The following is a 13,519-nucleotide window of genomic DNA, read 5'->3' as shown; positions in this document are numbered from 1 at the left end:
GGAGTTCTGTCTTTTTAGCTCGAGTTTTATTGTTTAGGTTGCTATTTTGTAACCACTAACCAGTATTTCGCACGCGTTGCAAACGCGAGCTGGGCATTTAAGACTACTAGGGGTTATTCTGCTTGGTAGAAAAATCAATAAATTATCCGATCTTATCAATAACTCTTTCAGGTGGATTATATAACCTTTGTTGATTCTGTTTGCATTCTAAGTAAAATTGGTTGTAGGCTTCTTCCATTTGATCCACATGGCGCCCCCCCTGATATTCTTTTAAGTATACCCGAGCTACCGGTTTAAAGTTCTCCAGGTAGTCAAGCAATGTTACGCCGAAAAAAATCTGGAAAGGTATTGAATGAGTCCGTTTTAAAATATATTCTAGTCCACTTACAAAATGTACCTTGTTTAAATGCATAGAATATAACCCAGCCTGGGGATAAATACCTAACATTATTGTTGGATCATGAAGCAGCTCAGCAGCATAATTTAACGATTCAATCATTTTTCTTGACTTTTTGTTTATTGAAAAACAACCTACATATTTCAATATTGGAAACGCTTTTAGCTGCGCCTCGATCACCATCGCTTTTAATTCCTTTTTTAAAATCGTTCGGCAAATACGATGCAGAATTGCCCCATCATTAAAGCTATAATGATTCATTAACATTAAGCAAGAACGATCCTGTTCTACCTTCAGTTCACCAATAAACTTTATAGAAGCAAAATGACGCAAAACCCAACGCTCTACATTTTTTGCGGTTAACCATTTAATAATTTTATTGGGTGTATCTTTAATCATAATTATTAATCTCTCGTATTGGCAAATCTTTCCGTTAATTCTTCAAAATTTATGGTCTATATCCATGGTGGTAAAATTAGTTTTTTTAAGCCATCTGGAAAAATCAGCAGCAATCGAAGTCAAAAACCACGCCTTGTGTTTTCCAAATAAGAATAGGGTTTCAATATATAATGTTCTATCGAGTACAATTTTTAAAGAGTAAGATTTGCCTCTCATTTGCTCAGACCAGATGAGTTTGTAACTTTGCCATTATCCCTATATCAACTCCTTTATCCGTATTTGATATACGAACTGATCTCAACTAAAACTACTATAAATTATATACACAAGAATGCCAATCATACAATCCTATTATCGTCCTCCAGCTTACCTATTCAGTGGGCACCTGCAAACCTTAGCCCCGGTTTTTGGAGTAAAACGAGACAATACACTTTATCAAACTGAAAAACTAGAATTGCCAGATGGGGATTTCTTAGAGCTCGATTGGATTCGTGGTGGTAATGACAAACTAATGATCCTCTGCCATGGCCTAGAAGGCAATTCCAGAAGTCATTATGTGCAGCAAATGGCAGTACATTTTAAGGCACTTGGATGGGACATTCTGGCAATACATGCTCGGAGTTGCGGACGAGAAATGAACCGTTTACCAGTGCTTTATCATGGCGGATCTACTAAAGACATAGAGGCTGTTGTGATGAAATACGCTGAGAACTACAGTTCACTTGTGCTTGTTGGATTTTCATTAGGCGGCAACATGGCACTAAATTTTGCAGGGAGACACAGTATACCCACAAATCTACGAGCCGTTGTAGCCTTTTCTGTACCCTGCGACTTATACAGATCTGAGAAGAAAATTGACCGATTGGTTAACCGCGTCTTTGCTCGAAATTTTTTGAACAAACTAAAAAACAAAGTGCGCAAATTGGAAATTCACCACCCCGGTATATTCGATGTAAATGCACTGGATGAAATGAAGTCGATACAAGCATTCTCCGCAAATTTCACTGCCCCATTTTCTGGCTTTAACTCGCTAGATGATTTCTATTCAGCGGGCAGTTGCATAAATTCTCTAAAGAAGATCAGTATCCCGACTTTAATTGTGAATGCTCAAAATGATCCATTTTTGTCCAACAACTGTTATCCTATCGATTTGGCAAGAACATCTGATCATATATTTCTTGATATGCCTAAACGAGGAGGTCATTCTGCGTTTCCGATTTCTACTTCCGAATCTTGGATGCCAAATAGACTAGAGAAATTTCTTAAGGAAGTTGTGAAGGATTCTTATTGATGTATCCACTCAGATAATAGGTACACAAAAAACCAATAAAGCTCGAGCGTAGGTTCGAGCTTTATTGGTTGGGTTGCTATTTGTGTTACAAACACCAGCGTATGTTTCGCACGCGTTGCAAACGCGCGCGAGCGGGGAAATTCAAGATCCATCCCAAAATGACCCGAGTATGGTCGGCCTCATAGCCGGCCGAGGCCTAGGTACTTTTTTCTTGACAAAAAAGTACCCAAAAAGTCAAGACAAAACGAAGCTCCCTCCCACAGGCCCGATCCATGGCCCGCCGTTTTGTCTTCCCTGCGTTCCCAAAAACCTATCGATTTTATTTATACTAAAATATAAAACGTAAATACACGCTCATCTTTTAATAAATGAGCAAAACAATTCAATATTCACGTAAGGAACCTTGGCCAATTCAGGCCCTTGCGGTGAGGCATGAAGGGGAATTGGACGCAGTTCCATCGTGAATATTCGGTCTGCCCGACCGCGGAGGGCAAAACGTCCATAACTGAACAATTACAAATGGATAGCATTAGTTATCTCGAATCAGTTTTTAATAAAACGTCCTTAATAATCTTTCTCCTTAGAAACAATCACATTCAAACCAAAAAAAGGGAGCATTAATGCCCCCCTCGTTGGTTATTGATTTAGGTTATGAAATGATCTTTCGTCTTTTAGTAAAATAAACAGTTTTTAGTCGGCTTTTACTTTGGCTAATAGTTCATCTAATGACAAACCTTCGCCTACTACTGTACCTTTTGAATCAAGCAAAAACATAGTAGGAATCGCTCTAACTTTCCAGGCGTTGGCGGTGGTTCCTTTATCTAAAAAACTAGGCCATGGCAATTGTTCTTCGCCTTGAGCTTTTACCCAATCAGCCTCTTTTTTATCAATTGAAATACTCACAATTTGCAAACCTTTATCGTTTAATTCGGCATAAGCCTTTTTCAAATGCGGAATGGATTTTCTGCAGGGATTACACCATGATGCCCAGAAATCAACCAATACATATTTATGACCTTTTAATAAAGAAGCTAAATCCGTATTTCCCTCTCCTTTTATATCTAGCAATGGTGCCGATTTTCCTTTAAAACCTTCCGGATCAAGCTCCTCTTTCAGTATTTTTCCGTAATAACTATCCTTTGCCTGTTGCGAAAGCATCGTATACAAAGGTTTATCATCCGGACGGAAATAACTATAAAGATCTAGTGCGAAAAACGGACCCCACCAGGTTTCTTTATTATCACTGATTATTTTAGAGATAGTTTTCCCGGCCAAATCAAAAAAAGCACTTTCCCGGGCTTCCAATTGCTTATAGGCTTCCGATTCTTTTAAAGATTTCACCAAAACGGTGTCTTTACTTTTATGAGCGGCTTCTAATTTTCCATTTATGTCTTTATTGGCCTTATCGTTCGCATAATAAATAGAATCCAGTCGCTCACGTGGCGCTCTTTTTTGCAGAAACTGAGTATGAGCAGCACTGCCTTTCACCACCATACTCTCAAAAGAATAGAATTGATTCTCACCATTCCCGGAAAGTTTAGCATGGCCGCTAAGTGTAATGTTACCATCCTGAACCATTAGAGCATAAACACCGTATGCGTTTGCTGTTTTTATATAAAACAAGCGCGGTTCTGCCAAGTTTCCTTTAAAAGCAAATTTCCCTTGAGCTACTACAGCTTCAGCCACAGGCTTTTCATCTTTGTGTGTGGCCCCCGGGATCAGTTCCATTTTGGTGCCATCAGGCAATCCTTTTATGGTGGCTGTAATGGTATAAGGTTTTTGCTGTCCAAATACATTGGTTATGCTTAGGCAAATGATCAATGCCAGGCAAACACTTTTTATATTGAGTTTCATAATCAATCGCTTTAAAATTTTACTTGTTTACATTTTGATTGAGGGTTCCATTTCCCGGGTTTTTAATAGCCCCTTGCGGGAATGGCATTGTCCACATATGCGATGTTGGGGAAAGCGACAGGTTGCTTCCATTCTCGGTTTTACTTAAGGTTTTTGCATAATCAGGATCTTTATTCAATCGGCGCATATCAGCAAATGGCGTAATGCCCAAAATAAGTTCATTCCCTTTTGTGCGTTGAATTAGTTTTACCGCCTCTTGTGTGGTTGTGGCTGTCAGATCAGCATAATAGGAAGAAAGAATACGCTTTTTACGCACGGTATTTAAGGTGCTCATGGCGCCCGTAATATCTCCCTTTCGAGCCAAACATTCAGCCTTGATTAAGTAAACTTCGGTAGTGGTCATCCCTCCATAATTGAAAAAACCACGGATAATACTTTTGCAGTAAGTATCAGCCCCAACAGTTCTTACTTTCCAACGGGAAGCGAACTTAGCATCGCCTTGTTCAAAACGGGTAGCCCGATCGGTTCTGATGTTGGTTTCATTGCCTGCAAAATAACTAACACCGTGGCGGAAATTGTAATTTTCAACATAGTCATAACCCATTGGCGATGGAGCATTTGTATAGACATTGGGTTGCTCTATTTGCGTTTTATATTGATTATAAAATGCTGTCCAGTCGAACAATTTATCATTTTGCGCTAAGGCTTGATTAGCTGCCGCCAGCGCCTGATCGTACTGCCCCATTTGCAAATGAACACGAGCCGAAAGCGCATATGCCGCTCCTAAATTTGCGTGTAAAATGGTAGCTCCTGCAGCCCTTAAATCTGGAATAGCTTCTTCAATGTCCTTAAGTATAAAAGCGTAAATTTCTTTAATACTCACCTGGGTATAAGGCGCTCCAATATCTGCACTGGTAATAAGGGGAACTGAAAGTTTACTTTCAGCATTACCTTCCTCATACGTATCAGCGTAGTAGTTGGCCAGTACGAAATAGTTGGTTGCTCTTAAAAATTTAGCCTGTGCTATCAACTGCTTTTTATCAGCTTCAGTTGCCTCGGTTGCTTCTGCGGCATGCTCAATGATCAGGTTACTGGTGGAAATAGCCATATAACTGTTGTAATAGGTTCCTTCATCACTGTTATTAAAAGCAATACGATCGGCATCTTCCTGCCAGAAATAATTTGCGCTGTATAATTTGTAATAATTTAAGTTTGAAGTCGATTCGAACTTATCGTTCAGCAAGAGTGTAGCTTGAGTAATATCTGTACGCTGATTACCATACTCGTCGCGCAAAAGGGCGTCGAAATCAGCTAACGTAGTGGGTATTTTTTCACCTTTGGGCACAATTTCCAAAAAATCATTACAGCTGCTCAGGCAGGCTACCATAAGCACCGCCATAATTTTTATAGTGACTGATAGTTTCTTTTTCATCTTTTGATTCATTTTAATGATTCTCAACTAACCTTTAAAAGTTCATGTAAACTCCCCATACATAATTTGGAGAACGGAAACCATCTAACAGGTACTTAGCCGTTTCACTTTTAGCAATAGTAAAGAGGTTCTCGGCATTAAACTGTAAGCGAACATTAGAGAGTGCGGCTTTTTTAGTGAGTTTCTGAGGAAGTGTATAGGCCAAAGAAATATTACGTAAACGGATATTAGATGCATCTAATACATTGATATCAGCATTACGATAGATCTCATAGCTATCACTGCTATAATTTGGATCTTCTGCAAAAACGGCTCTAGGCACATCCGTTTTGGCTTCATCTCCCGGGCTTTTCCATCTGTTCACAATGTCTTTGTTTACCGGGCCGATTTGTGAAACGTAACTAAACACCGCGCTGTTATAACTGTTACCTAGCATTGGCAGAAACGAGTTCCTCATTTTATGACCGCCTTCAAATGTCAACAAAAACGAAAAAGTGAAATTCTTATAATCCAATAGGTTGTTAAATGAACCTGAATAAGTAGGAACGGTTGAACCACTGTAAACGATCGACTCTAATGAACCCGGGGAATACAACATTTTCTCTCCATTTTCATTATACACCTGTGGAAGTCCATCTTCGCTTAATCCGGCCCAACGATAGCTGTAAATGGCCTGATATGGATTTCCGATACGAGGATAGGCCTCCGGATAGTCCAATTGAAGAAAATATACAGGCGCTTCAACATTCACATAGGTAACCTCGTTTTTATTGTGTGCATACTGCAGGGTGGTATTCCAACGAATGTTGCTTTTCCGAATAATATCAGCGGATAAGGAAACCTCTACCCCTTTGTTCAACATTTCCCCATTGTTAATTGAATAGGTTGAATAGCCGAAACCTTCCGTAGGAACTCCCATGGTGTTAGCTAACAGGTTTTCGCCTTTCTTAGAATAAAAATCAATTGATCCTGTTAAACGATTTTGGAAAAATCCATAATCAACACCAATATTGGTAGTACCTGTTTTTTCCCATGAAAGCAATGGATTTGGACGAGCAGAAATTGACCCTTGCAATCCTCCAACGTTATTATTCGCATAGTAATATGCCGTCATATAGGGAGCTGCATCTTTAGCGATATTACCGCTTATACCATACGAAGCGCGCAGTTTTAACAGGTCAACCCATTTCACATTAAAGAATGCTTCCCGATGAATATTCCAGCCAGCGCCTACCGACCAAAGCGGTTTATTTTGATATTTAGAATTGGTACCCCAAAGGTTTGAGCGGTCCCAACGAATACTCGCAGTTGCTAAATAGCGGTCGTCATAAGAGTAACCCGCATTTGAATATAAGGACACGAATCGGTTAACGGTTTCACGCTGAAGAGCAATATCAGAAGATGAAAAGTATTGTCCACCCAAAATTGCTCCATCAACATTTGCCAGTTCTTTGGCATCAATCAGGTCGAATGATAAAACCGTAGGATCATAATTGTAAAGATTGCCTGATTTGTATTCCAATTTGGCATTTCTTATTTCGGAACCTACAATAGCCGTAAGATTATGCTTCTGGCCAAAAGTTTTATCTACGTTAAACTGCTGACGGAAATTATAAGATGAGGTATACTGATTTTGATCCTCGAATATATTTCCATAAGGAAGATTATAATTAAAACCCTTATCGGCTGAATAGCTGGCAAAACCATTTACTCTGTTTCTTACGTAATAAGAATTTTTATTATACAACTGGTTCAAACGATCATTACCAAACTCATACTGGAACGTAGGACTAAATGACAACCATTTGGTGATATCTGCCTTTAGCTTAATGAACGAGCGATTGCTGTAGCTTTTGCTTTCACCTACATTCATCTGCTGCTCATCCAAGGCATTGATATCCATGTTATACAAATTATAGTCGTTGATCAATGACATGGTATTTGCGCTTAAGCGCGATTCGGCTGTTGAAGTAAAATGACTGCCATCAGCATTTACCAGGCGGTCATAAGCCTGAAACGAATATCCCGGTGAAAGCGTTGAATAAGATTGTCTGTTGGTTTTACCATAGTCGAAATAATTGCTTAACTCAAGGGTAAACCACTTATTGAAAAAAGTAGTATTCTTAAGATTCAGCCCCAATGATTCATTATCGGAGTATTTATCTTCGAATTTGTTGTTGCGGTAAGTAACTGAAGAGTAAAGCGAATTTTTATCTGTAGCGTTGGCAATATTCAGGTTATACTGCTGAAAAAAAGGATCACGTTTACTGTAATTTTTAACGTCATCGTAATATTGATAACCTCCTGCAGATAACTGATTAAGCTTTGTATCCAGCTCTGTTGTTGATAAACTACCTGAATAATAACGAAGTAAGGAATTAATGCCCTGACTTGGATAAACAGCGTTTTCTAACAGTGAATTCGCATAGTCAGCAGCTCCAGAACCTTGTAAATTTGGGTTATTGGCAGCCCATTCTTTTTCCAATGCAACTATATCCGCAGAGTTGGTAATATTATTGGTATATAACTTATACGGCGACATGGTAAATGTGCTGGAGAAAGAAACCTGCGGTTTTCCTTTTTTACCTTTTTTGGTAACAATTACCACTACTCCATTTGCTGCACGGGCGCCATAAATTGATGCCGCCGCGGCATCTTTAAGCACGGTGATCGTTTCAATATCCTCGAGGTTTAAACCAGGAACGCTTTCCTCAATATTCCCTGATGCACTGTAGCGAGTATTTTCCACCGGAAAGCCATCAATCACATAAAGAGGAGTGGTAACGCCGTTCATTGAAGTAGTTCCCCTGATCACACCATTATTATAGCCGGGTATACGACCCTCCAGCAAGGAGTTTATATTGCTTAATCGCTGATGCTCCAGCTCTTTAGCAGGAACGCTTGAAAAAGAACCGGTTACACGCTCTTTAGGAATGGTTTGATAACCAGTAGAAACCGATACTTCTTTTAACTCATTTTGATCAATAGCCAGGAAAAGAGTACCCAGGTCTTTTGAAGCCTTTACTTCCCTGGTTTTATAACCCAAAAATGAAATAATGAGCACTGCATTTTCATCAACATTGCGTAAGGTAAACTCACCGTTTTCGTTCGCTGAAGTTTGAATTGAAGTTCCCTTTACCTTGATTACAGCTCCCGACAAAGGAATACCCATATCATCGGCTACTTTTCCGGTTACATCAATTGTAGCTACCGGACTTACAATTGTTACTGCATGTGGAGCCGGTTTCTTTTTTACGAGTACTGTATTGTTGTTAATGCTGAATTCAAAAGGCTGGTTTTTGAAGATCTGCTCCATTACCTCTTTTAACTCTACATTTTTAACATCCAGGGTTACTTTACCGGCGCGTTTTAAAATTGAGTTGGTGACAACAAAATCATAACCGGTTTGATCGCTTATCTTATCAAAAACAGTAACTAGTTCAGCATTTTTTACAGATAATGTAATTCTCTGTGCATAAGTGCTTGCACTGACTTGCATTATCGCTGCGAGTACAAGCAAAAATGTTAGCTTCATAACTCTCCATGGTTTGTGCTGTGAACGGATATCGCACAGCAGTTGGGTGCAAATTTTGTACATTTGTTCAGTTAGGGTTGATACCATATGCCTTGTATTTTCCAGATTCGCGGCATTAAATGGTTAGTTGATACTTATATTAACCATTACCATCCTTACATAACCAGTCCGATTGCCGTCGGGCTGGTTTTTTAATATCATCAGTTTCAAAGATTGACTCAGGTGTGGTACGGTTAACTTATTACTCACAAAAAGTTATACTCATTCGTAGTATTATTCCATTACCGTAACCCTCCTTCCTTCAACTTTAAATTTCACGGCATTAGAATAACTTAACATATCCAATACCTCATTCATATTTTTGTATCTCGAAATATTCCCGCTAAAACGTTCCTCTGATATTTTCCCTTCGTAATTCACTTCAACATCATACCACCTGCTAACCTTCAGCATTATTTCATCTATACGTTCTTCATTAAAGCGGAAATAGCCGTTTTTCCAGGCCATTGTTTCTTTAAGATTAGCAGTGATTATTTCTGCATTAGTCGCAGTTAAAATTGATTGCTGTCCCGGCTTAAGCAGATGTGCATTTCCATTGGCTCTTACCTTCACAGAACCTTCAAGAAGCGTGGTTTTCACAGCGCGTTCATCAGTATAGCTATTAACATTAAAATGCGTACCCAGTACCTCAACCTCCTGACTTCCTGATTTTACAATAAAGGGATGGGTTTTATCTTTTGCCACTTCAAAATAAGCCTCACCAGTAAGTTCAACTGTACGGTGTTCAGAACCTGCAAAAGAAGATGGGTAGCTTAATTTAGTGGCTGCATTTAACCAAACCAGGGTACCGTCAGGCAAGCGCAGCTGGTAGGTTCCTCCTTTGGGAGTTGATAGCGTATTCATCACCACTGCATTTTTTTCATCAGTGGTGGCATAGCTGATTTTACCTTCGCTGTCTTTTGTGATTACTGCATTTTGCTGGTTGGCAATTACTCCGTTCTTGCGGTCGTTCAAAACAATGGACGAGCCATCGGCCAAGGTTAGGATAGCCTTGTTTCCGCCGGGAACAATTGTATTTTCTTTATTGGATGCCAAATCGATATTAGTGGTAATTGATTTTCTGGTTAGAAAATATCCACCTGCAATAATTAAAGGAAGAACAATACAAGCTGCTGCCAACCATTTCTTAAGGCTGATAGTTTTTGCGCCTGAAGCATGTTCAATATTTCCAGGTTCCAAGCCTGCCTTTGCCAAAGTAGCTTCCCATATTTCATCTTTCAACAGAAAAAACGATGCTTCTTCTTCCGTAAGACGCTGGTTGGCTTGTTCATGATGGTACCATTGTTCCAGCAGTATCTGTTCATCTGCGGAGGCTAGTCCCTTGTTATATTTCTCAAAAAGTTGTTGTGCTTCCTGACGAGTCATACTCTTTCTGTGTTTTAAGTATAAAACAGTTGAGTACGGCCTATGGGGTAGATGAGTTTAAAAAAAATTAATATTTTTTTTACAAGCAGGCATTTAGCGCCTATCGGAGAAAAAGAAGTATAGCTGTTGCAGTTGGAATTCCGTTAATTTTAGGACGAAGAATGCGCAGCGCATTTTGAATTTGCTTACGCACGGTTTGATCGGAGATATTGAGTTTTGAAGCAATTTCTTTGTGTGAAAGATTCTCCTTCCGACTTAATTCAAAAATCTCACGCATTTTAGCAGGTAAATTTTGGATCTCAGCATCAATAGCTTTGATCAATTCTTTTTCGTCTAATCGTTGTAGAATAGAGATATCGGTTTCGGAAACAAATTTCATCACCGAAGCTACATAGTCATTTTTAACCTTATTCTGCTGAATGAGATTAAACACCCTGTTTCGGGCCGCAAGGTACAGGTATCCGGATAGTTTGGTTTCGGCATTTATATCTTCAGCTTTAAGCCAAAGTGAACTGAACAGATCCTGAAGCAAGTCTTTTGATTCCTCCTGGCTCCTCAGCATTTTGTAAACATGGGCATACATGGCTGCCCAATAGCGATTATAGATTTCGGTGAATGCCTCCTGATCGCGCCCCTTTAGCATGGCAATAAGCTCATTATCTGTTCGATCTTTATATGGAGTCATTTCGCTGAAATTGAAGGAAACGAATTAACAAAAAAATAACTGATATTCTAAACCACGTATTAATCAAGAAACGAAGGCCAATCGTAAATTTTTTTAAAAAATTGCAATTTATTTAAAGAACCAAAGCTTATGAATCATACCAAAAGATATTATAAGTGTACTTAATCCGAATAAATAATAAAACAGGTTTCTCCTCCTAGCTCGTGCGCGTTTGCAACGCGTGCGAAATACTGCAGAAGATAATTACTGTACTATCTAAAAACAACATAACCACCTTGTCTACAAAAGATGGTTTTGCTGTTACTTTTATCACTCTTTATCGGGTCCCAGACCCTCGGTTTCATATGCAGTCGTAAGTCATCGCTACGCTAAGACTTACGACAACGCAGGTTCTGTAAATGCTTTGGATAACTTTCTTCTAGCACCCCAACTTGAAGTCGCATTTTGCGACTTCAAATCTGTAAATTCTTCTTCAGTTAACTCAAACATAAAATCTTCAGGAAAACGGTCGATATTACGTTTAACCTGTTCGTTTAACCTTCTGGTTTCTACAGCATACAGCTCGGCCAAATCTTCATCCAGCATAACTTTATGATCCCGAATCAGGTAAATTTTGCTCATTACTACTTCATCAGGTATGGCTACAGTTTTGGTAGATTTATTATTCATAGTTTCTCATAAATATTTTCAATAACGCAAACCTCCATCTCAATATCTCATTTTTCCCCAATCTGCTTTACAATAAAGGAAAAAATATAACGAAATTGAATAGTCATTAAGATTTTACAGTTTAACCAAGGAAAGTATCGTTGGTTCTCTTTTTACAGAACTAAAAGAACTCTACATTTGTGCCATGAATTCAGACAACCTAACTGATGAACAAAAAGCGGTTATTGAGAAAGTAGGCGTGATGTACCAAAAAACGGGTCTGTCTCCTGCCGCCGCAAGGATTCTAAGCCTGTTAATGGTTGTAGATGAAGCTGAATTGACTTTTGAAGAGATCTGCTCGGCTTTGCACCTTAGTAAAAGTGCGGTGAGCACTGCTATAAATTCGCTCTTATTAATGGAGCGTATTGATTTTCACACTAAGCCTGGCGATCGGAAACGCTATTTTTTCGTCGATATGCTTAAATACCAGAATTTGAACGAAGGATTATTGAAGCGTATTTCCAATGCTTCGATCATGTATCGGGAAATTCTTTCCATAAGGTCAGAAGCAAATCCAAAATACAATGCCGATCTAAAAAGTATGATTGAATTTACAGACTTTTTATTCCAGGAGCTTTCTGAGGTCTTCAAAAAATGGAAAAAGGATCAGTAATATTTTTCCCTACTTGTTCTTGAACCATAGAACATAACAAAAAGAAATCAATATCCCTAATTAACCAAACACATATATCAAATTATACATCAATGGAACAAGAGTCAACACCCAAAAAATCAACGAATAAATTAGTGGTGATCGGAATTATTGTAGGGCTATCTCTAGTGATTGCAGGGGTTATGATCTTTACCGGTTCAAATTATGAATCTACTGACAATGCACAGCTGGATGGAAATCTATATTCAATACGTGCAGGTGTAACAGGGTTTGTCAAAGAACTTCGCTTTGCCGATAATCAAAAGGTAAAAAAAGGCGATACGCTCCTTGTATTTGATACGGACGAACTTAGTGCAAAAGTTCTTCAGGCCCAAGCGGTGCTGCAAAATGCAAAAGCTAGCTTGTCGGTATCAAAGAATACTGCTTTTGCCGGAAGTAAAAATGCCACCGCCTCGCAAAAAACTGCCGAATCGAACCGTCAGGCTACTGCGGCTGCTAAAGCAAAACTAAATAAAGCACAGCTAGACCTTGAACGCGTAAACAAACTGTTAGCGGTTAAGGGTGCTACACAAGAGCAGGTTGAGAATGCACAAGCCAACTTGCAGATAGCTCAATCGGAATACAAAAAAGCTATTGACCAGGAACAGTCTTCATTAGCTACCTCGCAAGGTGCCAAGTCGCAAGCAGAAGCCAATACGGGCCAGATCGGTTTATCAAATGCGCAAATCAGCCAGCGAGAGGCAGAACTAAAAGTGGCGCAGAAACAATTGTCTTATGCCTATGTAATTGCTCCCTGCGACGGTATTGTAACAAAGCGCGCTTTTAACCTTGGGCAATATGTAACAGTTGGTCAGTCATTGTGCGTTGTGGTTGATGTTGAAAATCACTGGATCAGTGCTAATTTCAAAGAAACTCAAATAAAACAAATGAAAATCGGCAGCAAGGTGGAGATCAAATTGGATTCATATGCTGATTTAAAACTCACCGGCAAGGTAGAATCATTTGGCGGCGCAACAGGGGCAAAATTCTCCTTATTGCCTCCGGATAATGCTACCGGCAATTTTATTAAAATCACCCAGCGTGTGCCGGTACGCATTACTATTGATAATTTTCCTGCAGATAAGAAGTTCGAGATCTTCCCAGGCTTAAGTGCTTTTGTTAAAGTTAAAGTAGACTAAAC

General features: G+C 39.2%; 10 protein-coding genes. 3 read left to right on the top strand and 7 right to left on the bottom strand.

Annotated elements, in window-relative coordinates; translation table 11 throughout:
• Positions 1-142: 142 nt before the first annotated feature.
• Positions 143-796 carry a 1-acyl-sn-glycerol-3-phosphate acyltransferase gene (locus C3K47_RS05035; RefSeq protein WP_103788026.1) on the bottom strand — a complete coding sequence of 218 codons (654 nt, stop codon included), beginning with the start codon at positions 794-796 and terminating at the stop codon, positions 143-145.
• A 331-nt stretch (positions 797-1,127) separates the two neighbouring features.
• Between C3K47_RS05035 and C3K47_RS05030 the strand changes: the two genes are divergently transcribed.
• Positions 1,128-2,087 (top strand): YheT family hydrolase, encoded by a 960-nt coding sequence (locus tag C3K47_RS05030; protein WP_103788025.1) that lies wholly within the window; start codon positions 1,128-1,130, stop codon positions 2,085-2,087.
• Between the two features lie 690 nt (positions 2,088-2,777).
• Here the strand turns inward: C3K47_RS05030 and C3K47_RS05025 are convergent.
• The 6 genes from C3K47_RS05025 to C3K47_RS05000 all read right to left on the bottom strand — a co-directional run bounded on the left by C3K47_RS05025 (position 2,778) and on the right by C3K47_RS05000 (position 11,687).
• On the bottom strand, positions 2,778-3,941 hold the full coding sequence (locus tag C3K47_RS05025) for a TlpA disulfide reductase family protein (protein ID WP_103788024.1): 1,164 nt from the start codon (positions 3,939-3,941) through the stop codon (positions 2,778-2,780).
• A 19-nt stretch (positions 3,942-3,960) separates the two neighbouring features.
• Positions 3,961-5,373 carry a RagB/SusD family nutrient uptake outer membrane protein gene (locus tag C3K47_RS05020; protein ID WP_103788179.1) on the bottom strand — a complete coding sequence of 471 codons (1,413 nt, stop codon included), beginning with the start codon at positions 5,371-5,373 and terminating at the stop codon, positions 3,961-3,963.
• Positions 5,374-5,407: 34 nt separating this feature from the next.
• Positions 5,408-8,908, bottom strand: a complete 3,501-nt coding sequence (locus C3K47_RS05015) for a SusC/RagA family TonB-linked outer membrane protein (protein ID WP_243392490.1) — start codon at positions 8,906-8,908, stop codon at positions 5,408-5,410.
• 273 nt (positions 8,909-9,181) lie between these two features.
• Positions 9,182-10,333 carry a FecR family protein gene (locus tag C3K47_RS05010; RefSeq protein WP_103788023.1) on the bottom strand — a complete coding sequence of 384 codons (1,152 nt, stop codon included), beginning with the start codon at positions 10,331-10,333 and terminating at the stop codon, positions 9,182-9,184.
• Positions 10,334-10,433: 100 nt separating this feature from the next.
• The gene (locus C3K47_RS05005; protein ID WP_103788022.1) at positions 10,434-11,018 is read right to left on the bottom strand and encodes an RNA polymerase sigma factor; all 585 of its coding nucleotides are present in this window, start codon (positions 11,016-11,018) and stop codon (positions 10,434-10,436) included.
• 375 nt (positions 11,019-11,393) lie between these two features.
• On the bottom strand, positions 11,394-11,687 hold the full coding sequence (locus C3K47_RS05000; RefSeq protein WP_103788021.1) for an ORF6N domain-containing protein: 294 nt from the start codon (positions 11,685-11,687) through the stop codon (positions 11,394-11,396).
• A gap of 184 nt (positions 11,688-11,871) precedes the next feature.
• Between C3K47_RS05000 and C3K47_RS04995 the strand changes: the two genes are divergently transcribed.
• Both C3K47_RS04995 and C3K47_RS04990 read left to right on the top strand, forming a co-directional pair.
• Positions 11,872-12,339 carry a GbsR/MarR family transcriptional regulator gene (locus tag C3K47_RS04995; protein WP_103788020.1) on the top strand — a complete coding sequence of 156 codons (468 nt, stop codon included), beginning with the start codon at positions 11,872-11,874 and terminating at the stop codon, positions 12,337-12,339.
• Between the two features lie 92 nt (positions 12,340-12,431).
• Complete coding sequence (locus C3K47_RS04990; protein WP_103788019.1) at positions 12,432-13,517, top strand: HlyD family secretion protein; 1,086 nt, start codon at positions 12,432-12,434, stop codon at positions 13,515-13,517.
• Positions 13,518-13,519 lie beyond the last annotated feature (2 nt).

Source organism: Solitalea longa (assembly GCF_002920915.1).
GTDB lineage: Bacteria > Bacteroidota > Bacteroidia > Sphingobacteriales > Sphingobacteriaceae > Solitalea > Solitalea longa.
The sequence above is the reverse complement of the archived record's forward strand: the minus strand, read 5'-3'. Positions and strand labels throughout refer to the sequence as shown.

Coding starts and splice junctions, on each gene's coding strand:
- C3K47_RS05035 (WP_103788026.1), bottom strand. CDS start 796: ATGATTAAAGATACACCCAATAAAATTATTAAATGGTTAACCGCAAAA.
- C3K47_RS05030 (WP_103788025.1), top strand. CDS start 1,128: ATGCCAATCATACAATCCTATTATCGTCCTCCAGCTTACCTATTCAGT.
- C3K47_RS05025 (WP_103788024.1), bottom strand. CDS start 3,941: ATGAAACTCAATATAAAAAGTGTTTGCCTGGCATTGATCATTTGCCTA.
- C3K47_RS05020 (WP_103788179.1), bottom strand. CDS start 5,373: ATGAAAAAGAAACTATCAGTCACTATAAAAATTATGGCGGTGCTTATG.
- C3K47_RS05015 (WP_243392490.1), bottom strand. CDS start 8,908: ATGAAGCTAACATTTTTGCTTGTACTCGCAGCGATAATGCAAGTCAGT.
- C3K47_RS05010 (WP_103788023.1), bottom strand. CDS start 10,333: ATGACTCGTCAGGAAGCACAACAACTTTTTGAGAAATATAACAAGGGA.
- C3K47_RS05005 (WP_103788022.1), bottom strand. CDS start 11,018: ATGACTCCATATAAAGATCGAACAGATAATGAGCTTATTGCCATGCTA.
- C3K47_RS05000 (WP_103788021.1), bottom strand. CDS start 11,687: ATGAATAATAAATCTACCAAAACTGTAGCCATACCTGATGAAGTAGTA.
- C3K47_RS04995 (WP_103788020.1), top strand. CDS start 11,872: ATGAATTCAGACAACCTAACTGATGAACAAAAAGCGGTTATTGAGAAA.
- C3K47_RS04990 (WP_103788019.1), top strand. CDS start 12,432: ATGGAACAAGAGTCAACACCCAAAAAATCAACGAATAAATTAGTGGTG.